Below are 26,130 nucleotides of genomic sequence, written 5' to 3' on the forward strand. Positions count from 1 at the left end.
ATCGTAGGAAGGTGCATATCGCATTAATTGTTGCTCTGGCGACATCCGGCTTCTCACCGGCTTTGGCCGAGGATTGGAGCGGTGCCTATGCGGGATTCAGCTTTGGCTATGCTGATGCAGACGGGCCGAATGGTTCAAGCGGCAGCGACACCAGCTTTGGTCCTCATCTCGGGTATGACTTTGATTTCGGCAAGTTCGTGTTGGGTGGTGAGCTTGAGTATAACCGGCTGTCGCTGAATCTTGGTCAGGGCGAAGGCAGTCTGGATAGCATGACCCGGCTGAAACTGCGCGGCGGATACGATTTCGGTAATGCGTTGGGATATGTAGTTATCGGTGCGGCGCGCGTGGATTCTACGGTCGAAAACGATACCGCAGCGGTTTATGGCATTGGTGTCGCTTATCCGATTGGCAATAATTTCGTCATCAGCGGTGAGGCGCTGCGCCAGAATTTCAATGACGTTACCCGATCGAATGGGGGGCTGGATTCGAATGTGTTCAACCTGCGTACGACATTCCGGTTCTAGCAAGATTTCCAGATTGAATCTGATCTGAGCTGCCGAATTCACGACCAAGAAGGTCAGGTGCTTGCGGAACATGGCGTCAATTTCCTATTCCAATTCAAGGCGTTCGCCAATCACTCCCTGGTCATGATAGAACGTAAGGCTTGGCGCGGCGGGATAGCCGTGCTAGAGGATGATCCATGAACCGGATGACCTGCATCATTATCTGCTGCATTACCTGCTGATTTTTCAAGCGGGCCGGTTTCTTTCGTTTTCTTCCCTGAGACAAGTTGCTAAGCCCGCGCCAACGCGAGACGCTATGCCGTTCTTAGGAGCCGACAGATGAAGACGATCAAACTGCACAACACACGGACACGGACAAAAGAGGATTTCGTTCCGATCAGCGCCGACAATGTGCGGATGTATGTCTGTGGACCTACCGTCTATGACCTTGCCCATCTGGGTAACGCGCGGCCCGTGGTCGTGTTTGATGTGCTCTATCGTTTGCTGCGGCATGTTTATGGCGCAGATCATGTGACCTATGTGCGCAATTTCACCGATGTGGATGACAAGATCAACGCGACCGCCCTGGAACGCCAAAAGGCGGGGGCCGCGGGGACGTTGGAAGAGTTGGTGAAGGAACGGTCAGATGAGACCATCGGCTGGTATCTGCGCGACATGGGTGAGCTTGGCGCGCTACAGCCCGATCATATGCCGCGCGCCACTGAATTCATCGCGCAGATGGTCGCGATGATCGAGGATCTGATTGTCAAGGGTCACGCCTATGCGGCCGAAGGGCATGTTCTGTTCGCGGTGGACAGTTGGAAAGAGCAGTACGGAGCCCTGTCCGGTCGGTCCGTGGATGACATGATCGCGGGTGCCCGGGTCGAAGTTGCGCCGTATAAGAAGAACCCGATGGATTTCGTTCTGTGGAAGCCGTCTACCGACGAGTTGCCCGGGTGGGAGTCTCCTTGGGGCCGAGGGCGTCCGGGTTGGCATATCGAATGCTCGGCCATGAGCTATGAGCTGTTGGGTGAGAGCTTTGACATTCATGGTGGTGGCAACGATTTGATGTTCCCGCACCATGAAAACGAGATCGCCCAGAGCAAATGCGCCCACCCGCATAGCGAGTTTGCGCGCGTTTGGCTGCACAATGAGATGTTGCAGGTCGAAGGCAAGAAAATGTCCAAATCGCTGGGCAACTTCTTTACCGTGCACGATCTTCTGGAGCAGGGTGTGCCCGGTGAGGTGATCCGCTTTGTCTTTTTGCAGACGCATTATCGCAAACCGATGGACTGGACAGAGAAAAAGGCACGTGAAGCGGAAGCAACGCTGCGCAAGTGGCGGGCGCTGACATCAGGCATCGAGCCCGCCGCCAGCGCGGCGCCCGCGGTCATCGCTGCGCTGAGCGATGATCTGAACACAGCGGGCGCCATCACCGAGCTATACCGGTTGGCGTCCGAAGGTGACCATGCAAGCCTGTTGGCTGGCGCCCAGGTTATGGGTCTGTTGATGCCCGAAATGGGTGCATGGGCCGATCTGGCCTCAGTGGATTTAGGGTCGTATGCGGATAGACTTGCAGAAGCGCGGGCCGGGGCGATGCAGAGCAAGGATTTCTCAGAGGTGGATCGCCTGAAAGCAGTATATGTGGCCGCTGGCCTTGAAGTGCGGATGAGCAAAGAAGGTGTAGAGTTGGTTCCTGGTACCGGCTTTGACCTCACCAAGTTGGAGGGAGTGTTATGACAAAAACTCGCCTCTACCTCTACGACACCACCTTGCGCGATGGGCAGCAGACGCAGGGCGTGCAGTTCTCGACCGCTGAGAAGGTGCAGATCGCGCAGGCGCTGGACGAGTTGGGTGTGGATTACATCGAAGGTGGTTGGCCCGGTGCGAACCCGACTGACAGTGCGTTTTTTGATGCCGCGCCGAAAACTGCGGCGCGGTTGACCGCTTTTGGGATGACCAAACGCGCGGGTCGGTCGGCTGAGAATGACGATGTTCTTGCGGCGGTGATGAACGCTGGCACGAAGGCAGTGTGTCTTGTGGGCAAGTCGCATGATTACCATGTGACCCAGGCGCTGGGGATCACTCTGGAGGAGAATGTCGAGAACGTGCGCGCCTCGGTTGCGCATATCGTGGCGCAGGGGCGTGAGGCGCTTTTTGACGCTGAGCATTTCTTTGACGGCTACAGAGACAATCCCGGATATGCGGTCCAGGTTTGCAAGGCCGCTTTAGAGGCCGGAGCTCGCTGGGTTGTTCTGTGTGACACCAATGGGGGCGCATTGCCCGGTGAAGTGTCGCGGGTTGTATCCGAGGTGATTGCCGCAGGTTTGCCAGGTGATCGTTTGGGCATTCATACTCATAATGACACGGAAAACGCGATTGCGTGCTCGCTCGCTGCTGTGGATGCGGGCGTGCGTCAGGTTCAGGGAACCCTGAACGGGTTGGGCGAACGCTGCGGGAATGCAAATCTGACGGCTTTGATCCCCACTTTGCTGCTGAAAGAACCTTATGTGTCGCAGTTTGATATTGGGGTCAGCGTCGAGGCCTTGGCGGGTCTGACTCGGGTCAGCCGTATGTTGGACGAAATCCTGAACCGGGTGCCCAGCAAGCAGGCGGCCTATGTGGGGGCGTCTGCTTTTGCGCATAAGGCGGGGCTGCATGCCAGCGCGATCCTGAAGGATCCGTCGACATACGAACATGTCGATCCGGCGACTGTCGGCAATGCACGGATCATCCCGATGTCGAACCAGGCGGGGCAGTCGAATCTGCGTAAACGCCTGACTGAGGCCGGCCTGAGCGTGGAAAGTGGTGATCCGGCGCTGGGGCGCATTCTTGACCGGATCAAGCAGCGCGAGGCCGAAGGCTATTCTTATGACACCGCCCAGGCCAGTTTTGAGCTGTTGGCGCGCGATGAGCTGGGCCAGTTGCCCGCTTTTTTCGAGGTCAAACGCTATAAGGTCACGGTTGAGCGGCGGAAGAACAAGTATGACAAGATGGTCAGCCTGTCCGAGGCGGTTGTCGTGGTGAAGGTCGACGGGGAAAAGAAGCTGTCGGTCAGTGAATCTCTGGACGAAGATGGCAGCGACCGGGGTCCGGTGAACGCTTTGGCCAAGGCTCTGGCCAAGGATCTGGGGCAATATTCGCGGATATTGGACGACATGCATCTGGTCGATTTCAAGGTGCGGATCACCCAAGGCGGAACCGAGGCCGTGACGCGGGTCATCATCGACAGCGAAGATGGGCAGGGGCGGCGCTGGTCAACTGTCGGGGTCAGCGCGAACATAGTGGATGCGTCGTTTGAGGCCCTATTGGATGCGATCCAATGGAAGCTTGTACGGGATTGCCGTCCTCGGGCGGTGGTGGCCGAGTGACGGTGCAGTTCAATGACGATCTGAAGGCTTGTGCTGCATTGGTGCATCGCGCCGATCCGGACCGGTTCATGGCGGCGATGGCCGCGCCGGTTGCCGCACGTTCGGTTCTGTTTCCGATCTATGCCCTGAATGTCGAGGTCGCCCGAGCGCCCTGGGTCACGCAAGAGGCGATGATTGCCGAAATGCGCCTGCAATGGTGGCGCGATGCATTGCAGGAAATTGCTGAAGGTCCGACTGTGCGTCGACATGAGGTCGTGACGCCGTTATCGCAGGTTCTTTCCCCACATCTGGCGGTGATGCTGGATGAATACGTGGCCGTAAGGCGCTGGGATATCTATCGCGATCCTTTTGAGGACGAGGCCCATTTCGAGGCCTACCTAAATCACAGCTCGGCCAGTTTGATGGTGGCGTCGGCGCAATCTTTGGGTGAGGCCGATGAGCCTGTGTTACGAGAGTTCGGCTATGCCGTTGGCGTGGCGAACTGGTTGCGCGCAATCCCGGATCTTGAGGCGCGCGGGCGTATTCCTTTGTTGGATGGAACACCCGATGCAGTGCGCGATCTGGCGCAAAAGGCTCTGAACCGGTTGCGGCGCGCACAGGGACAGCGTCTGGCGATTTCACCAGAGGCGCGCCCGGCGCTTTTGGCGGGTTGGCAATCTGAATGGGTGTTGCGCAAGGCGATTGCTCAGCCAGATCGCGTGGCCGCAGGGAATTTGATGCAGGGTGAGGTTCGGCGCCGGGTTTCCCTGATGTGGAAGGTGGTCCGGGGTCGCTGGTAGACCTCAGACCGTTTCGGGATCGGACGGGCGCAGAACCAACCAAAGCAATGCGCCCCCGGCCAGAGTCAACAATGGAACCATGGCAAGGTTTACCGCGGTCCAGCCTTCAACCGGTGAGCCGCCAGAGCAGTTCATTAACCCACCCGAAGCAAGTGAAGCCAGTGTGACGCCACCGAATACCAGCAGGTCGTTCAGACCCTGCATACGGCCACGCTCGTTGATGTCATGCGATGCCGCCAACATGGTGGTCGCGCCAATAAAGCCAAAATTCCAACCGACGCCCAGCAAGATCAGAGCGATGAAGAAGTTTTCGAGCTCAACCCCTTGCAAGGCGACAACGCCAGCACCGGCAAGGATTGCCAGACCAAGAGCTACGATCTTTTCGACGCCGAAACGGGCAATCAACTGGCCGGTGAAGAAACTGGGGATGTACATGGCGAGAACGTGAAAAGAGACCACATCTGCCGCGTCATTGGCTGTGTAGCCACAACCAACCACTGCCAGCGGAGTGGATGTCATGACCAGATTCATCAACGCATAAGAAACCATTGCGCAGATGATGGCCACGGCGATGCGCGGCGTCTTTAGCATCTCAAGCCGGGTGCGTCCGGTCGGGCCCCCCTCAGCGGCTTTTGCAGGCGTGGGGATGTCCAGAAAGAAAAACAAGACCGAACCCAGAATGTTGAGCACAATCACCGCCAGATAGGTGCCCAGGAATGGGATCACATAGGCGGTTGAGGTCAGCTTAACGATTTGGGGGCCAATGAGCGCGGCGGCCAGACCGCCGGCCATGACGTATGAGATTGCCTTAGGGCGAAAGGCGTCCGAGGCTGTGTCCGCGGCGGCAAAGCGATAGAATCCGTGCGCGCTCATATAGATGCCGGTCAGCAGACTGCCCGCCAGGAAGACCGGGAACGAGGCCAGATACAAACCGTAGGCCCCAACCAGCCCCCCGCAGGCACCTGCCGTTGCCCCAACCAGAAACCCTGCGCGCCGTCCCCAGCGTTGCATTATGGCCGAAATCGGTGTTGCCGCCAGCATTGACCCCAGCACGATCAGCGAGATGGGCAGGGTTGCTAGACAGGCATTGGTGGCCAGCGACTGCCCGGCCAGACCGCCAACAATAAAGATCATCGGCATCTGCGATCCCAGAATGGCCTGAGCTGCGACCAGAACAGCGACATTACGCTTGGCCTGACTGTTATCCGGGATCGTGGGTGTCATTGTCATGCGCCAATGCGTAGCGATGAAAGCAGGGTCATACAAGACGGTTGCATCTGCGACAAAGCACCCTAACGTGCTGCTGACCAATTTGCCGGAGCGCGCATGTCCGTCGGACGTATCATTGAAACCCCCGATTGCGTGGCCGAGGGGGCCAAGTGGCTGGCCGAGACCTGTCCGCGCATGGCCTATGCGATGGACCAGACCGGGCCTTTGCCGCTGCGCCGTAAACCTGACGGGTTTGCCCAGCTGCTCAGCGCGATCGTCAGCCAACAGGTCAGCGTGGCCTCGGCCAATGCCATATGGAAACGCCTGCAGGATGCAAAGTTGACCGGTCCACGCAAAATCATGTGGGCCATGGATGAGGATTTGCGCGCGGTGGGCCTAAGCCGCCAAAAGATCAGATATGCCCGGGCGCTTGCGGAGGCTCGTATTGATTACAAAGCGTTACGCGACGCACCTGATGAGGATGTTGTGGCGATCCTGACCGAAGTATCAGGCATAGGCGTCTGGACTGCCGAGATTTACGCGATGTTTTCTCTGGGTCGTGCCGATGTGATTGCGCCGGGCGACCTTGCGCTGCAAGAGGCCGCGCGCATCCTCTATGATTTACCCAAGCGACCTACGGATAAAGAACTGCGCCAGATGGCCGAAGCGTGGTCACCCTGGCGGTCGGTTGCAGCGCGGGTGTTGTGGGCCTATTACCGGGTCGCAAAAGAACGAGAAGGGATCAGATGACACGGGTTTTGAATGCGCTCCGAAAAGAGCCGGTTTCGGGCGATACGCGCTCGGTCGTGGTGTTCGTGCATGGCTATGGCGCCAACGGGGCCGACTTGCTGGGGCTGGCCGATGTGTTAGGTGAGCATCTACCGGACACTCTGTTCGTTGCCCCTGACGCGCCCGAGCAGATCCCGGGTATGCCCAACGGGTTTCAATGGTTTCCGATCCCGTGGATTGATGGCTCTTCCGAAGAAGAATCGCGCCGCGGGATGGAAATGGCGGCGGATGACTTCGACGCTTTCCTCGATGCGTTGATGGTGGACGAAGACGTTCTGCCCGAGCAGGTTGTTCTGTTCGGATTTTCGCAAGGCACGATGATGAGCCTGCATGTCGCCCCGCGCCGCGAGGACCCAGTGGCCGGGATAGTAGCCATTTCAGGACGCCTTCTGGAACCCGATCTGCTGCCGGATGAAACAGTCAGCCGCATGCCGGTCCTACTGGTACATGGCGACGCCGATGACGTCGTGCCGCCACAATCCTTGCCCGAAGCCGCCGAGGCCCTGCAAGCGGCTGAGTTCAAAGAGGTCTATGCCCATGTCATGAAGGGCACCGGCCACGGTATTGCCCCGGATGGTCTTAGCGTCGCACTGGCTTTCATGCGTGACAAGCTGAGCCTTTAAGCGATGATTGCGGTCCGCCCCATGATGCCCGAGGATGTCGCAGCAGCTTGCGATTTGCTCAACCAGATCATCGCCATTGGTGGTACGACTGCGTTCGAAACCCCTTTCTCCGAGGCGCAGTTTGCGCAGAGTTATCTATTGGGTCTCGATAAGATTTGCAGCCATGTGGCGATGGACGCGCAAGGTGAGGTTGCCGGGTTTCAATGGCTTGGGGTGAATGACGCACTGCCCGACGATTGTGCTGACATTGCGACCTTCACCCGCCGCGAACCGGTTTTGAAGGGGGCAGGGCGTGCCTTGTTTGAAGAAACCGCCAAATTTGCCGTAGGGGTTGGGCTCGGTTCCATCAGCGCGACAATAAGGGCTGATAACCGGATGGGCCTGAACTATTACGAGAAGATGGGATTCCAAGATTACTCGGTTGATTTTGGTGTGCCCCTTCGTGACGGCACGCCGGTCGATAGGATTACCAAACGGATTGATCTGAGATTGGAGATACCATGCTGATCGTAACCGGAACTATCGAAATTACGTCGGAAGGTGTCGAGGCTGCCAGAAAAGCTGCGCAGGAAATGGTTGCCGAGACGGTGAAGGAAGCAGGCTGCACGGTCTATGAATTCAGCCAGATTCTGGGTCATGCCAATCGGTTTCGGATCTACGAAGAATGGGAAAGTCAGGCCGCGCTCGAGGCGCATTTTGCCACACCGCACATGGCAACATTTCAGGCGGTGCTAGGCAAGGTCGGAGTGACTGAAAGTCTAATCTATCGGATCACGGGAGGTGACAAGAAACCGCTGCGGTGATCCTAGTCCCATAAGGAAGGCTCGGCGAATTCGATGGAATTCCCGGACGGGTCGCGAACGTATAAAGACAGTACTCCGTTCGGCCATTCAAATTCAGCGTCTACGGGCACGTTCCAGTCTATAAGATGTTTTCGCATCACCGCGATTTGCGCGCGCGCCATGCCAAAGCAGGCATGACCCGGACCTTGGGCGCCATGGGCGGGAACAGGCAGGCGCGGGTTGTCCGGAGGTTTTTCGGTCTCTGCCGCATTGAATAGCAGCAACACTGAACCACCCACCTTGTAGAACACATGCCGGTTGGCGGCACGCTGGATTTGCTCAAGCGCCAGAACGTCCCCATAGAAATGCTCTGCAGCATCCAGGTCGTCGACATAAAGTGACGCTTCTAAAAGGCCGGTTGGCTGCGGAATGTCAGGTGATACCTTCATTCCTCTATCCTATCACAAATAGGCGTTTCGGTCACCGACGTGGGCGCCGGTCCCGTTTGCGCGAAGAAGATGGCGCAAGGGCAGGCATAGATAGGCTATCCCATTGCCCCGGCTCAAGCCCGTCCAATGTCCAGTCGCCAATCCGGGCGCGGATCAGTCGAAGGGTCGGGTGCCCAACGGCCGCCGTCATCCGGCGCACTTGCCTGTTTCGACCTTCTCGAAGGACCAGTTCGACCCAACAATCCGACACCGTCTGCCGCACTCTGATCGGCGGGTCGCGCGGCCATAATGCCTCGGGCTGATCCATCAATCGCGCCTTGGCAGGGCGGGTCAAGCCCTCCTTCAGCTCAACACCATCGCGCAGGGCTTTTAGGGCGGAGGCGTCTGGCTCTCCTTCGACCTGCACCCAATAGGTCTTAGCCATTTTATGCTTGGGATCGGCTATCTGCGCCTGAAGGCGACCATTGTCGGTCAACAGCATCAAACCTTCGCTATCGCGGTCCAATCGCCCGGCCGGATACACATCCGGCAGATCAATGAAATCCGACAGCGTCCTGCGTGGAGACTCCGCATTCGCGCGATCCGTGAACTGTGGCAATACATCGAATGGTTTATTGAAGCGGATGAACCAGGACATTACCCGCCATAGCCCGGCGATCGAATTGGTGCAACCTGTGGATAACTGTCATCGGCCTGTTACGGATTCGGAATACTCAATCCCCGAGATATTGTGGAAACTCAGGGCTTGTCAGAGCTTTAACACGATATATAGTAAAGCTAAGGCCGGGGCGGGGGTTCTCCGCTCTGATGTCAAAATAGGCAGAGCAGAGCGTGGAGCGATTCTGATATGGACGGAGACTTCAGGACCGAATTTGTCAGGGAACCCGGTGCGCTCAAGCATCATCCGGCATTGGTTTTGAACGCCGATTACCGCCCCTTGTCCTACTATCCACTATCGCTCTGGCCGTGGCAGGAGGCCATAAAAGCTGCCTGGCTGGACAGGGTGGATATCGTCGCCGAATATGACGAAGTTGTCCGAAGCCCGAGCACCGAAATACGAATACCCTCGGTCGTTGTGCTGAAAGATTATGTAAAACCCAGAAAGCGCGTGGCCTTCACGCGCTTTAATTTATTTCTGAGGGATGAATTCCGCTGCCAATACTGTGGCAGCCGTGGGGATCTGACCTTTGATCACGTGATCCCGCGCGCGGCGGGCGGGGTGACAAGCTGGCAGAACGTTGTTGCGGCCTGTAGCCCATGTAACTTGCGCAAAGGGTCTAAATCACTGCGGCAAGCAGGAATGACATTGCGCAAGCCTCCGCGGCAGCCAGATGCCGAGGCTTTGCGCAACGTTGGACGAAAATTCCCACCGAACCACCTGCATGACAGTTGGATCGACTTTCTCTATTGGGATGCGGAACTGGACGAGCTCTAACGGCCTTCACGCCACGCGGCGAACCAGAGCAGAACCAGAACGAAAGACAAAGCGGCATTCCATCCGGCCATGGAAACACCAAATAACTCCCATGGAATATCATCACAGCGTACCAGTGGTGCCGACATGATCTGATCCAGCAGTTCTTCTGCCGACAGACCGCCGATGCTGCTTGATGTGCAGCTTGACGGACCTTCCCACAAACCGCGTTCTACACCAGCGTGATAGACACCAATGACCGCAGTGGTCAGCGCCGCCATGACGCCTAAAAGAGGGAGGATCGCCAGCCGAGGTAGCGCAAGCGCCGCAGCACCGATCAGGATGGCGACAGCATGCGGATAGCGTTGCCAGATGCACATTTTGCAGGGTGGAAGCCCGCCGAGATACTGAAACGCAAAGGCCCCAAGCAGCAATGCTACAGATCCAAACGTGGCAACCAGGACCAGTAAATTTCGTCTTGTCATAGGAATCTCACCGCTAGGAACCCGCCGAACAGAAGGATGATGAACAGGGTAAACATAAGGCCCAGCCGCTTTTCTATAAAGCTGCGGATCGGCTCTCCGAAGCCCCAAAGCAAACCTGCGACGATGAAGAACCGGATCGCTCGGGCCAGAATCGAGGTGGCAATGAAGGTGCCCAGGGGCATCCCTGTCCAGCCGGACATGATGGTGATGACCTTATAGGGAAAAGGCGTAACCCCAGCGGCCAGAACAGCCCAGAAACCAAAGTCATTGAACCGTGTGTTGAACTCTTCCATGGCGTGGGCTTTGCCCATGGATTCAAGGATGGGCTGGCCGAGGCTTTCATAAAAGAACGCGCCGATTGCATAGCCTAACATTCCGCCCAAAACCGAAGCTACCAGTGCAACAGAAGCAATCAGCCAGGCCCGGGAGGGTCGGGCAAGGATCATGGGAATCATCAGAACGTCCGGCGGTATCGGAAAGAAAGAGCTTTCGATGAAGGAAACAATAGCCAGCGCCCACAAGGCATTCGGGTGTTCTGCCAGGCGAATGGTCCAGTCATAAAGAGGTCGCAGCATCAGGTGCAATTTCCCTGTACATGTGTTGGGTAAGCCAAATCATGCGCCCCGCAGGCCGTCAACCTTGCAGGCTGGAACATTCCTCAATCAGGGTGTTTTTTGCCTCTGGACCTTCTCGATTTTGAACGCTAATTCAGTGTCCGTGGCCCAAGTGGCGGAATGGTAGACGCAGGGGATTCAAAATCCCCCGGTAGTGATACCGTGCCGGTTCGAGTCCGGCCTTGGGTACCAAAGTAAAAACAGAGGGTTAGGGGAACCTGCCTTCTGTTTTTTCTTTCCGGCAGTTCTAATTGCTCGCATTCCCAACTCACACGTTCGCGTTCTGGTCAGAATTCCCGATGTCAAAAGCGCATAATTGGATTTGTTTGCGGTCACTGCGGGGCAGATGCGCAAGAAAAGCGTCAAAGGCGGGGAAAATTCAGGAGGGCTTGTCAAATCTGAGGATACGCCTGCTTTGGTGACCTGCTGGCCTTGACAAGCTAATGCTCAGAATGAAACCTCTTACGGGTTGGGAGATTCTGAAAAATCAAAGATATGCCTGCTGCATAGCGGGCGTTGTTGCATATCGCAGGGCCATTTATCCGGCGCTTTGATGTGTCTCCCACCAGAAAAATAATGGGAGTTCACTTATGAAAAACAGCAGCAAGCTTAGCCTCGGCGCGGTTGTCACGGCGGCTCTGATGGCGCCTGCGGCCTATGCCGAAGAGTTTATCACGATCGGCACAGGTGGCGTGACCGGGGTGTATTACCCAACTGGCGGTGCAATCTGTCGTCTGGTCAACAAAGGGCGTAAGGAACATGGTGTGCGCTGCTCGGTCGAATCGACCGGCGGTTCCGTGTACAACATCAACACCATTCGCGAAGGCGAGCTGGAGTTTGGTGTTGCGCAGTCCGACTGGCAGTACCATGCCTATAACGGCAGCTCGAAATTCGAAGAGGCGGGCCCGTTTGAAAACCTGCGCGCCGTCTTCTCGGTTCACCCCGAACCGTTTACCGTTGTGGCCCGTGCCGATTCCGGTGTGACCAATTTCGAAGACCTGAAAGGCAAGCGCGTAAATATCGGTAACCCCGGTTCCGGTCAGCGTGGCACCATGGAGGTTCTGCTGGGCGAAATGGGCTGGTCCACTGACGATTTCGAACTGGCGACCGAGTTGAAGGCGGCGGAACAGTCTGCGGCGCTTTGCGACAACCAGATTGACGCAATGGTCTATACCGTGGGTCACCCCTCGGGCTCGATTCAAGAAGCCACCACGGCTTGCGACTCGGTTCTGGTCAATGTCAGCGGCGAGGCCGTGGACAAGCTGGTCAACGACAACTCGTTCTACCGTACAGCTACTATTCCCGGCGGCATGTACCGCGGGTCGGATGGTGATACCGCGACATTCGGCGTTGGCGCGACCTTCGTGACTTCGGCGGACGTGTCGGATGATGCGGTTTATGCGGTTGTCAGCTCGGTTTTCGAGAACTTTGATGACTTCAAAAAGCTTCACCCGGCATTTGCCAACCTCAAGCCCGAAGAGATGATCGCGGACGGCTTGTCAGCTCCGCTGCATCCGGGTGCCGAGAAGTACTATAAAGAAAAAGGCTGGATTCAATAAGCCAGACCTGACGCGGGGTGCCCGTCGGGCGCCCCGCACAAAACCCGTATCAAGCGGGTGATTCAGAAGGCCGCAAATGGCCACGACGGGGAGACATTTTCATGAGTTCCGAGACACAATCGAACCGCCCGCTATCCGAAGAAGAACTACAGGATCTGGTCGCATCTTCAGATGCCGGAGGGCGTAATCCGGTTGGGAATGTAGGCGTTTTCCTTGCGATCGTGGCGGCGATCTGGTCGATCTTTCAGGTCGTACTTGCTTCGCCTCTGGCGAACTATGTGTTGCCCGGCAGCGTGGTTAACAATTCGCGTCAGTTTCACCTGGCCTTTGCGATGTTTCTGGCCTTTGCAGCCTATCCGGCGCTGAAATCCAGCCCACGGGATTATATCCCTGTGCATGATTGGATCATGGGGCTGCTGGGCGCGTTTGTGGCGCTGTACGGATATTTCTTCTACACCAAGATCGTTGATGCCGGAGGGCTGGCAGACGATACAGACAAATGGATCGCCCTGGGTGGGCTATTACTGTTGTTCGAGGCCGCGCGCCGCGCGCTTGGCCCGGCGATGGCGATTATTGCGACGATCTTTTTGGCCTATGTCTTCTTTGGATCATCCGAATGGGTGCCCGAAGTCATCCGCTGGAAGGGCGCCAGCCTGAAAAAGGCGATGAGCCATATGTGGATCACCTCCGAGGGCGTGTTCGGAATCGCCTTGGGTGTTTCGACCAAGTTTGTATTCCTGTTCGTTCTGTTTGGCGCCTTGCTGGATAAGGCCGGGGCAGGGAACTATTTCATCAAGATGGCCTTTGGCGCGCTGGGTCACCTGCGCGGCGGCCCCGCCAAGGCGGCGGTTGTGGGCTCAGCTGCGACCGGCCTGATCTCGGGCTCGTCCATCGCAAACGTTGTGACCACTGGTACCTTCACCATTCCATTGATGAAACGCGTTGGGTTCAGCAGCGAACAGGCAGGTTCGGTCGAGGTTGCCTCTTCGGTGAACGGGCAGATCATGCCACCCGTCATGGGCGCTGCAGCCTTCTTGATGGTAGAATATGTGGGAATTTCCTATGTCGAGGTGATCACCCACGCCTTCCTGCCAGCGGCGATCTCGTACATTGCTTTGGTCTATATCGTGCATCTCGAAGCCGTAAAGCGGAACATGCCCACGTTGGGCGACCGCGAAGTGAAACTGGCACGTACCGTGGTTGGTATGTTCTCGTTCTTCATTGTCTTTGCTGGGCTCTGCTATGGCTCTCAATTCCCTGTGGAAGCAGTGACAAATTGGATGCCGAACTCGGCCGGTCTGGTCCTCAGCCTGATCATCTGCGCAATTTACGTGGCGCTGCTGTACCTGGCCGCACAGGTGCCCGATCTGGAACCCGATGACCCGAATGCCAAAGAGGTGACGCTGCCGGTCATTAGCGAGATCTACAAGGCGGGCCTGCACTACCTTCTGCCGATCATCGTGCTGGTCTATTTCCTGATGATTGAACAGAAATCGCCCGGTCTTTCGGCCTTTTGGGCCACGTCCTTGCTGTTTGTGATCCTGCTGACGCAGAAACCGCTGAAGGCGATGTTCCGGGGGCAAAGCAACCTCTACAACGCGTTCATCGACGGTGTCGCGGATCTGTGGCAGGGCATGATCGACGGCGCGCGCAACATGATCGGTATCGCGCTGGCGACGGCCACGGCGGGTGTGATCGTTGGTACCGTGACCCTGACCGGTGTGGGCCAGGTGATGGCCGATCTGGTCGAGTTCCTGTCGGGTGGCAATCTGATCCTGATGCTGATCATGGTCGGTATCCTCAGCCTGATCCTGGGCATGGGCCTGCCGACCACTGCGAACTATATCGTCGTCAGTTCTTTGATGGCCGGTGTGGTCGTGGAGCTGGGCGCGCAGAGCGGGCTGATTGTGCCGCTGATCGCGGTGCATCTGTTCGTCTTCTACTTTGGCATCATGGCGGATGTGACACCGCCCGTGGGGCTGGCCAGTTTCGCGGCTGCGGCTGTATCGGGGGGCGATGCGATCAAGACCGGATTCATCGCCTTCTTCTATAGCCTGCGCACGGTCGCGTTGCCGTTTGTCTTCATCTTCAACACAGACCTTCTGTTGATTGATGTGACCTGGGTCGAAGGGATAATCGTTGCGATATTTGCGACGATAGCGATCCTTGTCTTTACGGCGGGCACGATGGGCTACTTCCTGACCCGCAGCCGGATCTATGAAAGCGTTGCCTTGGTCGCGGTTGCTTTCGCACTATTCCGTCCGGATTACTTTATGGACAGGATTTCACCCCCATATCAGACCGTTGAACCGGCAGCTTTCACCGAAACGATCGGGGAAACACCGCCCGGAACCGAGGTGCGTCTGGTCATCAGCGGCCCGGATTTCGACACGCTTGAGATGGTGGATACCACGGTTGTCGTCTCTGTCGGCGACGAAGACGGCGGTCCTGCACGGGTTGATGCGATGGGTCTACTGCTGATCGAAGAGGACGGTCTGATCAAGCTGGAAGAGCCGCTGTTCGGCGCGCCTGTTGCCGATGATCTGAGCATCTTCGACTATTACGGGGATGAGGCCGTGCGCCTGACCTCGGTCAGCCTGCCGTCAAGCCAGCCACCTAAGCAGCTGGTCTATATCCCGGCGATGATCCTGTTGGGTCTGATCGCCTTCCTGCAACGCGGCCGTGCCGCCAGACAAGGGGTGCCTGCATGACACGTTCTGTTCTGTGTGCTGTTGATATCAGCAATGGCAAAATTGATGGCCCGGTCCTTCAAAAGGCCGCTGCATTGGCCGATTTGGAGGGGGCGCAGCTGGATGTGGTCAGCGTTCTGCCGGATTTTGGAGAAAGCTGGGTGTCCGGCTTTTTCCAGGCGGATTTCCATGAAAAGGCTTTGGCTGAGGCGCAGAAACAACTGACCGAGCTGTGCGCATCAACATTGGGCAGTGAGCGCAATGAAAAGATCCGCCATGTGGTGGCCACGGGCACGGCCTACCAAGAGATCCTGAAGACGGCAGAAGGCGCAGGGTCCGACCTGATCGTCATCGGCGCACATAAGCCGGACTTCAAGGATTACCTGCTGGGTCCGAATGCTGCGCGCGTCGTGCGGCATTCGACAGTCTCGGTCTACGTGGTGCGATGATCTAATACCCGGTCATTTCAAGATAGCCACGGCCTGAATGGGTGCCTGAGGCCGTAACGGGCCCCTCCCAATAGGCAAAGCGCGTTGCCATCCAGGCTTTGGGTGTCAGGGCGCTGACGACAACATCCACCCCGCGGGCGGGGAGTGTGACACGCCATTCAATCGGGATATCCCGGTCAGCGACATGGGCGGTCTGAAGCGGTTCAAAAGAAACAGAGCCATCGGCAAGCGCGGTGGTTTCGCCATCCTTGCCGATCCACGTGGCAGAGGTGAAATCCTCAGCCTCTCCGCGCAGGCGAAAGGCCATTAACTTATCGCCGCCTTCAAAGCTGAGCGAGAACCAATCCCATCCGCTTTGATCCTCGGCCAAGGGCTGAGAGGACCATTCCCGATCCAGCCAACCCTGTCCGGTTACAGCAACATCCCCATCCGGCAGATGCACTGTGCCTGTCAGGTCGAAAAACGGCTGTGAATAGTAATGACTTGCCTGCCCCTGCGTAGACTTGACCGAATACCCGGCATCCCCGTGAAAGACCAAAGGCCCCGTTGCGCGCATTGACAGATCGTATCCGAACTCAGAACCGTTGGCCCTAATCTTCAGCGCATTAAAGTCGGGTCCGCGCATGTACCATTCGTCGATCCAGGCTTCGAATGGGGTGGCGGTTACCCCGGCCTGACCGATACCGCCCCGCGACAGGCGTTCAGCAAAGTAATGGGCATCAGGGGTGGTCAAGGCGGCATGGCCCAACCACAACTGCGGACTTTGCCAGGATTGCTCTTCATAGGGTTTCAGCGCCGAGCGGAACAAAGTCCATTGTACTCCGTAATCGCGCCCGTCTTCTCCTTTCAGGTTCGCGGTCAGATACCACCATTCGATCTTGAAAGTGGGATGGGGACCGTGATCCTGCGGAAAGCTCAACTGATACCCAAGCTGGGGGACGTCGAACCCGTCGGCCTCACCTCCAAGACCGGCAAAGCCCTGCGCCCGAAGTTGGGCGGGCAATAGCAGGGCCAGAATTAGGAACCAGACTTTAGCGTTCATTGGCAAACACTCTTAACAACTCGGCAGGCGGGATGCTCAGCAACCGAAGGGCTGGAACCGCAGCGGCGATAACAGCGGCCAGTAAGGTCAGAAGAAATAGATAGAACCAGTCGCTTGGGAATAGGTACATTGGTAACCGCCAGCCAAACGCCTCGACATTGATGACCGTCAGCAACGTCCAGGCCAGAACTAACCCAAGCGGCAAGGCCAGCGCGGCGGTCAGAGAGGCGAGAAGCACGCTCTGCGTCAGTTCAAACCGCGCCAGTTGCGCCCGCGTCAGGCCAAGCGCCCAGACCGGTGCGATCTGAGGCAGCCGTTGTGTCCAAAGCGTCAGCAGGCTGGTCAGAATTGCAAATCCAGCAACCCCGAGCGTCAGGATATTCAGCGCAGAGGTCACCACAAATGTGTCTTCGAAGATTTCCGTGGATCGGGCCTTCATGTCTGCTTGATGAACGACTGCCTGCGGAGGAAGGTCAAATTCCGCCCGAAGCCTTTCGGCAACATCGCTGGCCTGATCAGGGGGCATGCGAACGCCATATCGCCGTTCCTCGGTATTGGGTGCGATATCTTCCAAAAGCTCCATCGACACGATGGCCTGTCCGGTTGGATTGCCATAATCAGAATAGACCCCTGCAATGACCAGCTTGTGACCCGGGCGGAGCGTGATTTGATCTCCGGGCCACAGACTGGATCTGCGCGCAAGCTGTTCGTTGATCAGAACGGCGGTTCCGGACATCACCTGATCCCATACTCCGGGCACTGAGGCGATCAGCGGCCAGTTTTCTTGATAAACCGGATTGTTCACCACCCCGTAAAGAAACAAGGGGCCGCTTCCGTGCGCCAGCTCGACGCTGCGGATCGGCAAAACGGCGTCGACCTGAGGCAGCAGCCATTTCTTGATGTCCTGCGCCTGTTGTTCGTCGGCTGCGGTTATGTACAGTTCTGATGTCAGTCGTTGGTCAAGCCACCCAGTAAATGTCAGCCGGAAACTCGACACCATGGTTCCAACGCCGATATTTGCGGCCAATGCCAACATCAATGCCATCAGGGCCAAAGAGAGACCGGGCAGTTGCGCCTGCATGTCGGCGAATACCCATTGTCTGACCGGACCGTTCTGTAGCTTCTGAAGTCCGGTTACTGCGATCAGCAAGAGAAACGGTAAAATCAACGCAGAACCCGTCAGGATTCCGGCAACCAGCACGAACCCTGCGACCAAACCGTCGGCCACAAAGATTGAAACGATCCCCAACCCAATCAGGAATACTCCGATCAGAGCCAATCTTTTGGTTGCAGTGTCATCCCCCCGCCAGGCCTGCGGACCCGGGCTGGATAACAGCGGCAGCCGAGCCAATCGGAACAAAGCCTGAGAGCTGGCCAACAGCGTTCCAAACAGGGCCATGGCCAAGCCCGCGAGAACCCAGTGCAGTTGAAGCGAAAGCTGACCTTCAACTGGTGCACCATACAACCCGCGTAGGGTCGATGCCACGTCGGGCAGCAAGGCCCCGGCCAGCAGGAAACCCAGTACCAGACCGGCGCCCCCTCCAATCAGGGCCAGCAGCGAAAGTTCGCCCAGAATGATCCATACGATCTGACGCATCGGAACGCCCAGCGCACGTATTGTTCTGATAATTGCTCGGCGCTGTGCAAAGGCCAGCCCGACGGTGCCATGGACGATGAACAGCCCGACGGCAAAGGACAAAAGAGCAAAGGCAGACAGGTTGAGGTGGAAGCTCTCTGTCAGTTGCGCCGTGTCCAATCTGGTCGAGGCTGCAACGCGTGTCAGATCGGGGGCGATCTGCTCAAGCGGCGGGATCGCCCGGGGCTGACCGGGCAAAATGACCAGACGTGAAATCTGGCCCTTTTTGTCAAGCAGCTGTTCGGCGACGCCAATATCGGTAAAGACCAGATCAGGCGGCAAAGCGTCGCTGGACAGGATCGGAGGCAGGTCGCTGGCCTGCTGCAGAATCTGGGCCAGTTTCGGCGCGACCAGTATCCTGCCGGGCGCGGTCAGCATGTCTGCGGGATCGGGCGGCGTATCGCTTTGTTCCAAACGGCTGAGGGCCGGTAGGGGTGGAAAGGCGACCATGTCGACCCCCATGACCTGCAGATTGCGCCCGCTATGGCGCCAACGACCCTCAAGCACCGCAGCGACCTGCCAGCCAGCCCGACGCAAGCTGACATAATGGTCGATCGTCAAATTCCCCGAGGTGGCGTGCAATTCATCGTATTGACCAAATGAGAGTTGATCATTGGCCCGTTGATAGCTTGCCCGGGCCTCGGAATTTATGGCTTGAACTGCCGACCATAGCCCGGTCGCAAGCGCAATGCCGCTCAACAAGGTTAACAGCTGAAGCCAATGGGCACGCCAGTGCGACACCAACGCCTGTATGACGGCCAAAGTCACGAGATATGACCGCCGGACAGGCGGACCTGTTGGTCCAGACGGGCTGCTATGTCCTGCGAATGTGTCACCAAAAGCAGGGCTGCGCTGGTTTCGGCGACCAGCGCAAGCATCAAATCCAATACATTGGTACTTGCGACCTCATCCAGATTTCCTGTTGGTTCATCCGCGAGCAAAAGACTGGGGCGCGGCGCAAGGGCGCGTCCGATGGCAACGCGTTGCTGCTGGCCGCCTGACAGGTTCTCGGGAAAGCGGTCCAGCAGGTCCCGCAATCCCAGTTTGTCAGCAAGATGATCGCACCAGTCCGGATCATGTTTACTGGCAAGCCGGGCATGGAAGGACAGGTTTTGGCCGACCGTCAACGACGGGATCAGATTGAACTGTTGGAATACCAGCGCCACACGCTCGCGCCGAAGGGCTGCGCGCCCGGTATCGTCTAGTTTGGACAGGTTGGTTCCGCCCAGTGAGATTTCGCCCGCATCGAATATGTCCAGCGCACCTGCGAGATTTAGAAGCGTGCTTTTGCCACTGCCACTTTCCCCGGTTAGGGCAAGCGTTTGGCCATGGTCCAACGACAGAGATACTCCGTTCAAAATCGGTCGACCGTTTGCATATGATTTATGGACATCAGTTATTTTAAGCAGCATTCATAGGCGCCCTGTATTCTGCCACTCACAATTTGCAGCCGACCGAAGCGGTGTCCAGTTCAATGGCGCTATCGTTTCCATTCGTCGCAGACGCAGGGTTGCCCAATCCTGCATTTGAAGCGATTGTGACGAGACTTAAAAACAGAGGGGATGGGCGCCGGTGACCTTATCCGAGCAGATTATCTGGGGAAGCGTTTATTTGGGTATCTGCTTTTTGATCGAAATTGCCCTGCTGACCTGGTGCATGCAGATCATCCGCGTAATGTCGATCAAACTGGAAAAAAGCAAAAGGTTTGTCACAATCGCCAGTCCGCTCTGTATCGCACTGATTTTTATCGTGATGATCCATACCTTTCAGGTTTGGCTTTGGGCGATTGTCTGGGTGTTCGGGGATGTTTTGGCAGACTGGAATTCGGCGCTGTATTTTTCCTTGGTGACGTTCACTACGCTGGGTTACGGCGACATTGTGTTAGGAGAGGGGCTGCGCATCTTTGGTGCATTTGCGTCGGTCACCGGTCTTTTGGCATTTGGGCTGTCCACAGCCTTTTTGGTCGCGGTCATGTCGCGGGTGTTGCAGGAAGAGTCGATCCTTTAAAGGATTGGTGCGAACAACCGCGCCAGAGGCGAGCCGAACCGAATATAGGCCGGTTGTTCGGGCAAGGTTTTGTCCAGCTCATAGCTGGATTCAAAGTCCATTAGCAGCATGTTGTGAACCGCATGGGCCGCGTCCTTGTCAAAGAACAGGGCCATCGCCTCAAAATTCAGGCGGAAAGAACGGTTGTCCAGATTGGTAGTGCCAACAGCGGTCAGAGTGTCGTCCACCAGAAATACTTTTTGATGCATGAATCCATCAGTGTACCGGTAGACCCGCGCGCCGCATTCCCTGATCTCGTCGAAATAGGCAAAGGCCGCCAGCCAAGGCAAGCGGTGATCAATCACGTCGGGAACCAGAATGCGAACATCTACCCCGCGCATTGCGGCGTGGCGTAGTGCGGTCATGATGTCGATATCAGGAACGAAATAGGGGGATGCGATCCACAATCGTTCCTTTGCTTCCGTGATTGCAGAAAAGAACATCATGGCGCCGGTTTCGGTTTCGTCCCCCGGACCTGTGGCGACGAGAAGGGCGTTCATGTCCTGATCAGATTCCTGACCCGCCCAGGCCAGTCGATCTATCAGGTCTTCTTGATGCGCCCAGTACCAGTCCTCTGTAAAGATCAGTTGTAGTTGGCGCACGATATGTCCAGTCAGCCTTATGTGTGTGTCCCGCCAATGTCCGAACTTTGCGGACTGACCGAGATATTCGTCGCCGACATTGTGGCCGCCGATAAAGCCGATCTCACCGTCTATGATCACCGTTTTCCTGTGATTGCGATAGTTTAGTTGAAATCGCTGTCCTGGATGGCGCTTTTCATGCTGACCGGCAACGTGAATTCCCGCCGCGCGCAGCGACGTGATGTAGCTTGTCGGTAGGCCATAACTGCCCACGGCGTCGGTCATAAAGCGAACTTGCACGCCGCGCTCTGCGGCAGCGATCAGTTTGCTTTGCAGTTGCCGCCCCAATCCGTCATCACGCACGATGTAGAACTGGACAAGCACATAGTCCTGAGCCGCGTCGATAGCCTGAAAGATAGCGTCAAAGGTTGCCTGCCCATCGACAAGCAAATCTGCACCGTTGCCGCGTGATATGGGAAGATGCGCAAGCTCTTCGAAAGGGAGCGGATTGATCGTGATCATGCCCGGATCTGGGCGCGAAAAATCCGCAAAGCTTTTTATCCCTTCGACAACAGTCTCAGCGTGCTTTCGGGCCAGGCGATACCCGCGAAAACGATGATGTCCCAGAAACAAGTACAGCGGTACGCCAGCTATCGGCGCCGAGATCAAAAAGACCACCCATCCCACGGCACCCTGCGGTGTGCGCGCTGTTTGAGCGGCGCGTATCGAAAAGACCGCGGCAGTCAGGTACAAACATAGGACAAAGAGGGAAACAAAGAGTGTCAGCATGGAGGATTCGATCCTGGCATTTTCCTTAGTGTTTCAAGTTGCATTGGGGATTGGCCTGTTCAGACTGTATTCCCCGATGGCGGCCCTTCGTCGCCGAGTTCACCATTCAGGGACATTAAAATTGCGATCGGGCGCAATGCGGGAATATGGCTGAAGATGATCAGGATGCAGACGGTCAGCGGAACGCTCAGGAAGGCTCCGATCAGACCCCAGACCGTAGTCCAGAACATAAGTGCCAGAATGACCAGAAATGTCGACATGTTCAGCGATCGGCCCAGCATGGCCGGGTCCAGAAAATTACCGATCATGAACTGAAGCGTGCCACAGCCGAAAACTATGATCAGAAACGGCCCGATACTTTCAAATTGAACCAGTGCAATCGCCGCTGGAAACAGAACCGCAATAATTGACCCAATCGAGGGTATGAAATTCAAGGCAAAGGTCAGCACGGCCCATGTCTCGGAATACTCAAGACCAAGGGTTTTGAAGACCACATAGCTGATTCCAGCCGTTATCAGGCTGATAAAGGTCTTTACTCCGACATAACGCTGCAGACTAAAGGAAATCGCGTCCAGAACCAAAGCGAACTCGGCACCGGTTTTAGGGTCACCGGCGGCCATACGGATCTTTTTGCGGAACGCCAGACGTTCGGCCATCAGGAAGGCAACGTAAAGGCTGATGAGGAAAAACTGGTTCAGCAAGGACGTTGCGCTGCCCAGCAACATCCGGGCGACGAAAGACATATCAATGTTGACTAGATTGTCCCTGATGAAGGCCGTGATATCGTTGCCCACAAGGTCGTTTATGCGGTTAACGGCCTCGTCGAACTGGCTTTCGTATCTATTGATCGAGCGTGCAAACTGCGTCGCCTGATTGCCCAGAATATACATGATCATGAACAACCCGACCAAAACCACGGTCACTCCAGCCAGGTTAGCCAACCATACCGGAGCCTTGGTCAGCGCAATAACCCGGTCACTCAGCGCGATGATCAGGACGTTGATCAGCAAGGCCATGGTCAGCGGGATCAGAAAAGCGGAACCTGCATAAAGCCCCAATACGACCAGTGACACGACAATCGCGGTGTCGCGGACAACCGATAGGCGCAACCTGTTCGGCATGCTTGGGTTCTGGTCGCTGGTTGGCATTTTTCGCCCGGCTTTGTGTAGGTTCCGTTTCGATCCTGCACGGGACAAAGGGATTATGCAATGCAACCAAACATTTGGAGTTGGTTAATTGCGTCCAGTCGGGTTTTGCCGGTTCTGGTTCGAATACAGTCAGGGTAGAGTTTTCGGATGACGACAAGTTTGATTCCCCTGACTGGAAGAGTAATTCGAGCCCTTTGGCTGACCTTGGGGCGATTTGGGGCCAAAAACGGCATGGTTATGAGCAGCCACGTTGCCATGTCCCTGATGCTGGCCCTGTTTCCGTTTGTTCTGTTCACTGTGGCACTGGCTGGTACGCTGTCTCAGGATTATGTCACGGACGAGCTGATCGAACTGATCTTTGGCGCCTGGCCAAAAGATGTCGCCGGCCCGATTGTGGGAGAGTTGCGCTCGGTCCTGGCGGAATCAGGTTCGGGGGTAATCACCCTGGGCGGTCTGCTGGCCATTTTCTTTGCCTCAAACGGCGTAGTTGCGGTGCGGGCAGCCATGAATCAGGCCTATCATGATCATGACGCCTGGCCATTCTGGAAGACACGCTTGCTGTGCCTGGGATTGGTGATTGTTGGCGGGGCGGCCATTCTGGCCATCGCCGCCGTCGAAGTCGTCTTGCCGGTCTACACGCGCCTCGTGTCCGAAAAAACTGACGTCAACGTATCAGACTGGTTGTCTGTGGATCGATTGCGTTGGACCTTTACCGTGGCGGTTCCTGCGGGCACGGTTATCGTTGCACATCTTGTGCTGCCGACGCGCCGCCATCGGCTGTGGCAGATCCTTCCGGGCGTTGTTCTGACACTCGCTCTGTGGGCGATGGGCGGTTGGGGCTTTTCGATCTATATCGGACAGTTCGCCTCGTACAGCGCTACTTATGCTGGTCTTGCGGGGGCGATGGCTGCGTTGATTTTCCTGTATCTATGCGCGGCCATCCTGATTCTGGGCGCTGAATTCAACGGCGCGCTGATGGATTTGCAGGATCAAAGTAACGGACAAACCTGAAGGGCAGGGTGGCTGGGGCTGTAAAATAGCAATTCAAAGCCCGGTTTGCGTCATGAAATCGGCACTTTTCTTACCAAAACTGCATGGGACTGTGACCCCATACGCATCAAGGTGAGGCCTCATGACCAAACTGCCCGAAAGCGCGAAATCGCAAAATCCATCGTCGCTGACCCGGCGGATTGAAGAATTACGGGCCAAACCGGCGACGGATATCAGTCACGGTGAGGCATTGTTGTTGCAAGGAAACGCAATATCTTCGCTGCGTGAACAGCGCCTTGCGCGTTCTCTGGCTGACTTCGCAGATTAACTTCAGCCGCGAAATCCTGTTGCCACAACGAATTTTTCCGAACTGTCGGCGCGGGATGCCGGTGGTTTAACATGCGCTACCTTGTCAAACTTCTGTTTCAGAATCTTCTGCAGATCCCCTTCGGCTCCTCCGGCCAGAACCTTGGCGACAAATGTGCCGCCCTGTTCAAGCACATCAAAGGCGAAATAGGCGGCGGTTTCGCACAGGGCCATGATCCGCAAATGGTCGGTTTGTTTATGCCCCGAGGACGCAGCAGCCATATCTGACATCACCACGTCAGCTTTGCCACCCAACCAGTCTTTGACCTTCTGGTCGGCATCGTCCTCCATAAAGTCCAACTGGTGAACCTCGGACCCGGCCACCGGTTCGACCTCTTGTATGTCGACACCCAGAACAGTGCCGATTTTCTTACCGCTTTTCTCACCCAATGCATTAACGCGCTGGACCGCAACCTGCAGCCAGCCGCCTGGGGCGCAACCCAGATCGACGATGCGCGCACCTGGAACCAGGAAGCGAAATTTATCGTCCAGTTCCAATATCTTGAAAGCCGCACGCCCACGATAGCCTTCGACCTGCGCGCGCTTGACATAGGGGTCATTCAGCTGACGTTCCAACCACCGGGTCGAGCTGATTTTGCGCCCGCGGGCGGTTTTGACCTTAACCTTCAGGTCGCGCTGCCCGCGGCCCGAATTGTTTTTGCCAGTAGGTGTCTTCGCCATCAGAACGGTCCGTCTTCCAATACACCGTCCGCGCTCATCTGCGCATAAAGCAGGCCTTCGCGCAGCCCCCGGTCCGCCACTGAAAGACGGTCGGTTGGCCAACATCGTAACAAAGCCTGCAATATGGCCGAGCCGGACATGATCAGGGCCTGGCGGTCATCGCCGATACGCGGATCTCTCCGCCGCCCCAGTGGGCCGAGTTCTAGATACCCGCGTATCACTTTGTCAATCTGATCGCTTGTCATGCGCAAACCGTCTACCTTGGTCCGGTCATACCGCTTCAATCCCAGATGTGAGGCTGCGACTGTCGTAACCGTGCCACTGGTGCCGACGATCTGAAAACCTTCGCGGGCTTGCTCATCCTTATAAGGCGCAAAATCGGCTAGGTTTTCTTCGAAAAACCAGCTCATCAAAGCAAACCGCGCCGCATCATCTTCGACATCATGGAACTGATCGCGCAGCGTCGCAACGCCGAGGGGAACACTGATCCAATCCACAACCTTGGCTGCAGGAAACGGGCTGTCTGTTGTATGAAATCCATTATGCAGACGCATAATCGCCGCCGGGCGATCCCGACGCGGAAGCGAGGATATGTCGATCCAGACAAGCTCTGTCGAACCGCCGCCAATATCCACAACCAACAACTGTTCTGTCTTAGTGGACACCAGTGGGGCACAGGATATTACGGCCAGACGCGCTTCTTCCTCGGGCTGGATGATCTCAAGCGTCAACCCGGTTTCACCCTTTACCTGGCGAATGAATTCACGTGAATTTTTTGCACGGCGACAAGCCTCGGTTGCGACTAGACGCATCCGCTTGACCTTGTTGCGTTTCAGTTTTTGCTGGCAAATGCGCAACGCCTGAATGGTGCGCGCCATCGACGACCGAGACAAGCGCCCCGTCCGCTCTAAGCCCGCGCCCAACTGCACGGATTTAGAAAAACTGTCCACCACATGAAACCCGCTGCCCTTGGGCTGGGCAATTAACATGCGACAGCTATTTGTTCCCAAATCCAGCGCGGCATAAAGCGCATCAGGATCGGGTCTTGCCGGCGCGGGGCTTTCGACCGCCTTCGGGAACGCGCCCGCACCTTTGGGACGCTTGGGCGCCATCTTCAACGCCCTCCGATTTACGA

The 26,130-nt window shown here is 56.7% G+C and carries 27 protein-coding genes and 1 tRNA gene; 16 read left to right on the forward strand and 12 right to left on the reverse strand.

Annotation, left to right across the window (positions count from 1 at the left end; genetic code table 11):
- The first annotated feature begins 11 nt into the window (after positions 1-11).
- From AC2FFF_RS16600 to AC2FFF_RS16615, 4 genes are all read left to right on the forward strand, one after another.
- Positions 12-524, forward strand: coding sequence for an outer membrane protein (locus AC2FFF_RS16600; RefSeq protein ID WP_142633643.1), 513 nt, complete (start codon positions 12-14; stop codon positions 522-524).
- A 318-nt stretch (positions 525-842) separates the two neighbouring features.
- Complete coding sequence (cysS, locus tag AC2FFF_RS16605) at positions 843-2,243, forward strand: cysteine--tRNA ligase (RefSeq protein WP_281972053.1); 1,401 nt, start codon at positions 843-845, stop codon at positions 2,241-2,243.
- The gene (cimA, locus tag AC2FFF_RS16610) at positions 2,240-3,874 is read left to right on the forward strand and encodes a citramalate synthase (protein WP_281972054.1); all 1,635 of its coding nucleotides are present in this window, start codon (positions 2,240-2,242) and stop codon (positions 3,872-3,874) included. The genes cysS and cimA overlap by 4 nt, the downstream gene beginning before the upstream one ends.
- Positions 3,826-4,653 (forward strand): squalene/phytoene synthase family protein, encoded by an 828-nt coding sequence (locus tag AC2FFF_RS16615; RefSeq protein ID WP_281972055.1) that lies wholly within the window; start codon positions 3,826-3,828, stop codon positions 4,651-4,653. The genes cimA and AC2FFF_RS16615 overlap by 49 nt, the downstream gene beginning before the upstream one ends.
- A gap of 3 nt (positions 4,654-4,656) precedes the next feature.
- Here AC2FFF_RS16615 and AC2FFF_RS16620 read toward each other — a convergent pair whose 3' ends face one another.
- Positions 4,657-5,883, reverse strand: coding sequence for an MFS transporter (locus tag AC2FFF_RS16620; RefSeq protein WP_281972056.1), 1,227 nt, complete (start codon positions 5,881-5,883; stop codon positions 4,657-4,659).
- A 96-nt stretch (positions 5,884-5,979) separates the two neighbouring features.
- On the opposite strand from AC2FFF_RS16620, the gene AC2FFF_RS16625 reads away from it, so the two are divergent.
- Genes AC2FFF_RS16625 through AC2FFF_RS16640 form a run of 4 tightly spaced genes read left to right on the forward strand, consistent with a single transcriptional unit; the run spans position 5,980 to position 8,077 of the window.
- Complete coding sequence (locus AC2FFF_RS16625; protein ID WP_281972057.1) at positions 5,980-6,612, forward strand: DNA-3-methyladenine glycosylase family protein; 633 nt, start codon at positions 5,980-5,982, stop codon at positions 6,610-6,612.
- Positions 6,609-7,274, forward strand: coding sequence for an alpha/beta hydrolase (locus AC2FFF_RS16630; protein WP_142633653.1), 666 nt, complete (start codon positions 6,609-6,611; stop codon positions 7,272-7,274). Before AC2FFF_RS16625 ends, AC2FFF_RS16630 begins: the two co-directional genes overlap by 4 nt.
- Positions 7,275-7,277: 3 nt before the next feature.
- On the forward strand, positions 7,278-7,781 hold the full coding sequence (locus tag AC2FFF_RS16635; RefSeq protein WP_281972058.1) for a GNAT family N-acetyltransferase: 504 nt from the start codon (positions 7,278-7,280) through the stop codon (positions 7,779-7,781).
- The gene (locus tag AC2FFF_RS16640; RefSeq protein ID WP_281972059.1) at positions 7,775-8,077 is read left to right on the forward strand and encodes a putative quinol monooxygenase; all 303 of its coding nucleotides are present in this window, start codon (positions 7,775-7,777) and stop codon (positions 8,075-8,077) included. Before AC2FFF_RS16635 ends, AC2FFF_RS16640 begins: the two co-directional genes overlap by 7 nt.
- 2 nt (positions 8,078-8,079) lie before the next feature.
- On the opposite strand, the gene AC2FFF_RS16645 is transcribed toward AC2FFF_RS16640, so the two are convergent.
- Both AC2FFF_RS16645 and AC2FFF_RS16650 read right to left on the reverse strand, forming a co-directional pair.
- Positions 8,080-8,505, reverse strand: a complete 426-nt coding sequence (locus tag AC2FFF_RS16645) for a VOC family protein (RefSeq protein WP_281972060.1) — start codon at positions 8,503-8,505, stop codon at positions 8,080-8,082.
- A 31-nt stretch (positions 8,506-8,536) separates the two neighbouring features.
- Positions 8,537-9,142, reverse strand: a complete 606-nt coding sequence (locus AC2FFF_RS16650) for a pseudouridine synthase (protein ID WP_142633661.1) — start codon at positions 9,140-9,142, stop codon at positions 8,537-8,539.
- A gap of 210 nt (positions 9,143-9,352) precedes the next feature.
- On the opposite strand from AC2FFF_RS16650, the gene AC2FFF_RS16655 reads away from it, so the two are divergent.
- Complete coding sequence (locus AC2FFF_RS16655) at positions 9,353-9,940, forward strand: HNH endonuclease (RefSeq protein WP_142633663.1); 588 nt, start codon at positions 9,353-9,355, stop codon at positions 9,938-9,940.
- On the opposite strand, the gene AC2FFF_RS16660 is transcribed toward AC2FFF_RS16655, so the two are convergent.
- Together AC2FFF_RS16660 and AC2FFF_RS16665 are read right to left on the reverse strand one after the other, a co-directional pair.
- Positions 9,937-10,404: a disulfide bond formation protein B gene (locus AC2FFF_RS16660; protein WP_271947233.1), complete on the reverse strand. Its 468-nt coding sequence runs from the start codon at positions 10,402-10,404 to the stop codon at positions 9,937-9,939. The two genes, AC2FFF_RS16655 and AC2FFF_RS16660, sit on opposite strands and share 4 nt — an antisense overlap.
- Positions 10,401-10,979, reverse strand: coding sequence for a YqaA family protein (locus AC2FFF_RS16665; RefSeq protein WP_142633667.1), 579 nt, complete (start codon positions 10,977-10,979; stop codon positions 10,401-10,403). The genes AC2FFF_RS16660 and AC2FFF_RS16665 overlap by 4 nt, the downstream gene beginning before the upstream one ends.
- A gap of 145 nt (positions 10,980-11,124) precedes the next feature.
- Here AC2FFF_RS16665 and AC2FFF_RS16670 point away from each other — a divergent pair.
- The 4 genes from AC2FFF_RS16670 to AC2FFF_RS16685 all read left to right on the forward strand — a co-directional run bounded on the left by AC2FFF_RS16670 (position 11,125) and on the right by AC2FFF_RS16685 (position 15,716).
- Positions 11,125-11,210, forward strand: a tRNA-Leu gene (locus AC2FFF_RS16670).
- A 398-nt stretch (positions 11,211-11,608) separates the two neighbouring features.
- Positions 11,609-12,577 carry a TAXI family TRAP transporter solute-binding subunit gene (locus AC2FFF_RS16675; protein WP_142633669.1) on the forward strand — a complete coding sequence of 323 codons (969 nt, stop codon included), beginning with the start codon at positions 11,609-11,611 and terminating at the stop codon, positions 12,575-12,577.
- A gap of 101 nt (positions 12,578-12,678) precedes the next feature.
- Positions 12,679-15,288 (forward strand): TRAP transporter permease, encoded by a 2,610-nt coding sequence (locus AC2FFF_RS16680; protein WP_496707788.1) that lies wholly within the window; start codon positions 12,679-12,681, stop codon positions 15,286-15,288.
- Positions 15,285-15,716 (forward strand): universal stress protein, encoded by a 432-nt coding sequence (locus AC2FFF_RS16685; protein ID WP_496704564.1) that lies wholly within the window; start codon positions 15,285-15,287, stop codon positions 15,714-15,716. The genes AC2FFF_RS16680 and AC2FFF_RS16685 overlap by 4 nt, the downstream gene beginning before the upstream one ends.
- Position 15,717: 1 nt before the next feature.
- Here AC2FFF_RS16685 and AC2FFF_RS16690 read toward each other — a convergent pair whose 3' ends face one another.
- From AC2FFF_RS16690 to AC2FFF_RS16700, 3 genes are read right to left on the reverse strand one after another with little or no spacing between them, the layout of a single operon-like run.
- Positions 15,718-16,758, reverse strand: coding sequence for a lipocalin-like domain-containing protein (locus AC2FFF_RS16690; RefSeq protein WP_496750461.1), 1,041 nt, complete (start codon positions 16,756-16,758; stop codon positions 15,718-15,720).
- Positions 16,748-19,162 (reverse strand): ABC transporter permease, encoded by a 2,415-nt coding sequence (locus tag AC2FFF_RS16695; RefSeq protein ID WP_496708475.1) that lies wholly within the window; start codon positions 19,160-19,162, stop codon positions 16,748-16,750. The genes AC2FFF_RS16690 and AC2FFF_RS16695 overlap by 11 nt, the downstream gene beginning before the upstream one ends.
- On the reverse strand, positions 19,159-19,806 hold the full coding sequence (locus tag AC2FFF_RS16700; protein WP_281972067.1) for an ABC transporter ATP-binding protein: 648 nt from the start codon (positions 19,804-19,806) through the stop codon (positions 19,159-19,161). The genes AC2FFF_RS16695 and AC2FFF_RS16700 overlap by 4 nt, the downstream gene beginning before the upstream one ends.
- Positions 19,807-19,966: 160 nt before the next feature.
- Between AC2FFF_RS16700 and AC2FFF_RS16705 the strand changes: the two genes are divergently transcribed.
- On the forward strand, positions 19,967-20,401 hold the full coding sequence (locus tag AC2FFF_RS16705; RefSeq protein WP_142633682.1) for an ion channel: 435 nt from the start codon (positions 19,967-19,969) through the stop codon (positions 20,399-20,401).
- Here AC2FFF_RS16705 and cls read toward each other — a convergent pair.
- On the reverse strand, positions 20,398-21,810 hold the full coding sequence (cls, locus tag AC2FFF_RS16710; protein WP_281972068.1) for a cardiolipin synthase: 1,413 nt from the start codon (positions 21,808-21,810) through the stop codon (positions 20,398-20,400). The genes AC2FFF_RS16705 and cls overlap by 4 nt on opposite strands.
- 59 nt (positions 21,811-21,869) lie before the next feature.
- A complete protein-coding gene (locus AC2FFF_RS16715; protein WP_496883000.1) occupies positions 21,870-22,958 on the reverse strand; it encodes an AI-2E family transporter in 1,089 nt (362 codons plus the stop codon).
- Between the two features lie 147 nt (positions 22,959-23,105).
- Between AC2FFF_RS16715 and AC2FFF_RS16720 the strand changes: the two genes are divergently transcribed.
- Both AC2FFF_RS16720 and AC2FFF_RS16725 read left to right on the forward strand, forming a co-directional pair.
- Positions 23,106-23,969, forward strand: coding sequence for a YihY/virulence factor BrkB family protein (locus tag AC2FFF_RS16720; RefSeq protein ID WP_496883001.1), 864 nt, complete (start codon positions 23,106-23,108; stop codon positions 23,967-23,969).
- 121 nt (positions 23,970-24,090) lie between these two features.
- A complete protein-coding gene (locus AC2FFF_RS16725; RefSeq protein ID WP_142633690.1) occupies positions 24,091-24,276 on the forward strand; it encodes a hypothetical protein in 186 nt (61 codons plus the stop codon).
- A 2-nt stretch (positions 24,277-24,278) separates the two neighbouring features.
- Here AC2FFF_RS16725 and AC2FFF_RS16730 read toward each other — a convergent pair whose 3' ends face one another.
- Both AC2FFF_RS16730 and AC2FFF_RS16735 read right to left on the reverse strand, forming a co-directional pair.
- Positions 24,279-24,995: an RlmE family RNA methyltransferase gene (locus AC2FFF_RS16730; RefSeq protein WP_142633692.1), complete on the reverse strand. Its 717-nt coding sequence runs from the start codon at positions 24,993-24,995 to the stop codon at positions 24,279-24,281.
- Complete coding sequence (locus AC2FFF_RS16735) at positions 24,995-26,107, reverse strand: Ppx/GppA phosphatase family protein (protein WP_142633694.1); 1,113 nt, start codon at positions 26,105-26,107, stop codon at positions 24,995-24,997. The genes AC2FFF_RS16730 and AC2FFF_RS16735 overlap by 1 nt, the downstream gene beginning before the upstream one ends.
- Between the last annotated feature and the right edge of the window lie 23 nt (positions 26,108-26,130).

It is taken from the genome of Ruegeria sp. YTSA226, from assembly GCF_059609905.1.

Excerpts from the sequence above, each read along its gene's own strand:
- cls (WP_281972068.1), bottom strand. The coding sequence starts at position 21,810 with ATGCTGACACTCTTTGTTTCCCTCTTTGTCCTATGTTTGTACCTGACT.
- AC2FFF_RS16730 (WP_142633692.1), bottom strand. The coding sequence starts at position 24,995 with ATGGCGAAGACACCTACTGGCAAAAACAATTCGGGCCGCGGGCAGCGC.
- AC2FFF_RS16685 (WP_496704564.1), top strand. The coding sequence starts at position 15,285 with ATGACACGTTCTGTTCTGTGTGCTGTTGATATCAGCAATGGCAAAATT.
- AC2FFF_RS16620 (WP_281972056.1), bottom strand. The coding sequence starts at position 5,883 with ATGACAATGACACCCACGATCCCGGATAACAGTCAGGCCAAGCGTAAT.
- AC2FFF_RS16630 (WP_142633653.1), top strand. The coding sequence starts at position 6,609 with ATGACACGGGTTTTGAATGCGCTCCGAAAAGAGCCGGTTTCGGGCGAT.
- AC2FFF_RS16645 (WP_281972060.1), bottom strand. The coding sequence starts at position 8,505 with ATGAAGGTATCACCTGACATTCCGCAGCCAACCGGCCTTTTAGAAGCG.
- AC2FFF_RS16615 (WP_281972055.1), top strand. The coding sequence starts at position 3,826 with ATGGAAGCTTGTACGGGATTGCCGTCCTCGGGCGGTGGTGGCCGAGTG.
- cimA (WP_281972054.1), top strand. The coding sequence starts at position 2,240 with ATGACAAAAACTCGCCTCTACCTCTACGACACCACCTTGCGCGATGGG.
- cysS (WP_281972053.1), top strand. The coding sequence starts at position 843 with ATGAAGACGATCAAACTGCACAACACACGGACACGGACAAAAGAGGAT.
- AC2FFF_RS16680 (WP_496707788.1), top strand. The coding sequence starts at position 12,679 with ATGAGTTCCGAGACACAATCGAACCGCCCGCTATCCGAAGAAGAACTA.
- AC2FFF_RS16640 (WP_281972059.1), top strand. The coding sequence starts at position 7,775 with ATGCTGATCGTAACCGGAACTATCGAAATTACGTCGGAAGGTGTCGAG.
- AC2FFF_RS16700 (WP_281972067.1), bottom strand. The coding sequence starts at position 19,806 with ATGCTGCTTAAAATAACTGATGTCCATAAATCATATGCAAACGGTCGA.
- AC2FFF_RS16650 (WP_142633661.1), bottom strand. The coding sequence starts at position 9,142 with ATGTCCTGGTTCATCCGCTTCAATAAACCATTCGATGTATTGCCACAG.
- AC2FFF_RS16715 (WP_496883000.1), bottom strand. The coding sequence starts at position 22,958 with ATGCCAACCAGCGACCAGAACCCAAGCATGCCGAACAGGTTGCGCCTA.
- AC2FFF_RS16665 (WP_142633667.1), bottom strand. The coding sequence starts at position 10,979 with ATGCTGCGACCTCTTTATGACTGGACCATTCGCCTGGCAGAACACCCG.
- AC2FFF_RS16725 (WP_142633690.1), top strand. The coding sequence starts at position 24,091 with ATGACCAAACTGCCCGAAAGCGCGAAATCGCAAAATCCATCGTCGCTG.
- AC2FFF_RS16675 (WP_142633669.1), top strand. The coding sequence starts at position 11,609 with ATGAAAAACAGCAGCAAGCTTAGCCTCGGCGCGGTTGTCACGGCGGCT.
- AC2FFF_RS16735 (WP_142633694.1), bottom strand. The coding sequence starts at position 26,107 with ATGGCGCCCAAGCGTCCCAAAGGTGCGGGCGCGTTCCCGAAGGCGGTC.
- AC2FFF_RS16655 (WP_142633663.1), top strand. The coding sequence starts at position 9,353 with ATGGACGGAGACTTCAGGACCGAATTTGTCAGGGAACCCGGTGCGCTC.
- AC2FFF_RS16625 (WP_281972057.1), top strand. The coding sequence starts at position 5,980 with ATGTCCGTCGGACGTATCATTGAAACCCCCGATTGCGTGGCCGAGGGG.
- AC2FFF_RS16635 (WP_281972058.1), top strand. The coding sequence starts at position 7,278 with ATGATTGCGGTCCGCCCCATGATGCCCGAGGATGTCGCAGCAGCTTGC.
- AC2FFF_RS16690 (WP_496750461.1), bottom strand. The coding sequence starts at position 16,758 with ATGAACGCTAAAGTCTGGTTCCTAATTCTGGCCCTGCTATTGCCCGCC.
- AC2FFF_RS16660 (WP_271947233.1), bottom strand. The coding sequence starts at position 10,404 with ATGACAAGACGAAATTTACTGGTCCTGGTTGCCACGTTTGGATCTGTA.
- AC2FFF_RS16720 (WP_496883001.1), top strand. The coding sequence starts at position 23,106 with ATGACGACAAGTTTGATTCCCCTGACTGGAAGAGTAATTCGAGCCCTT.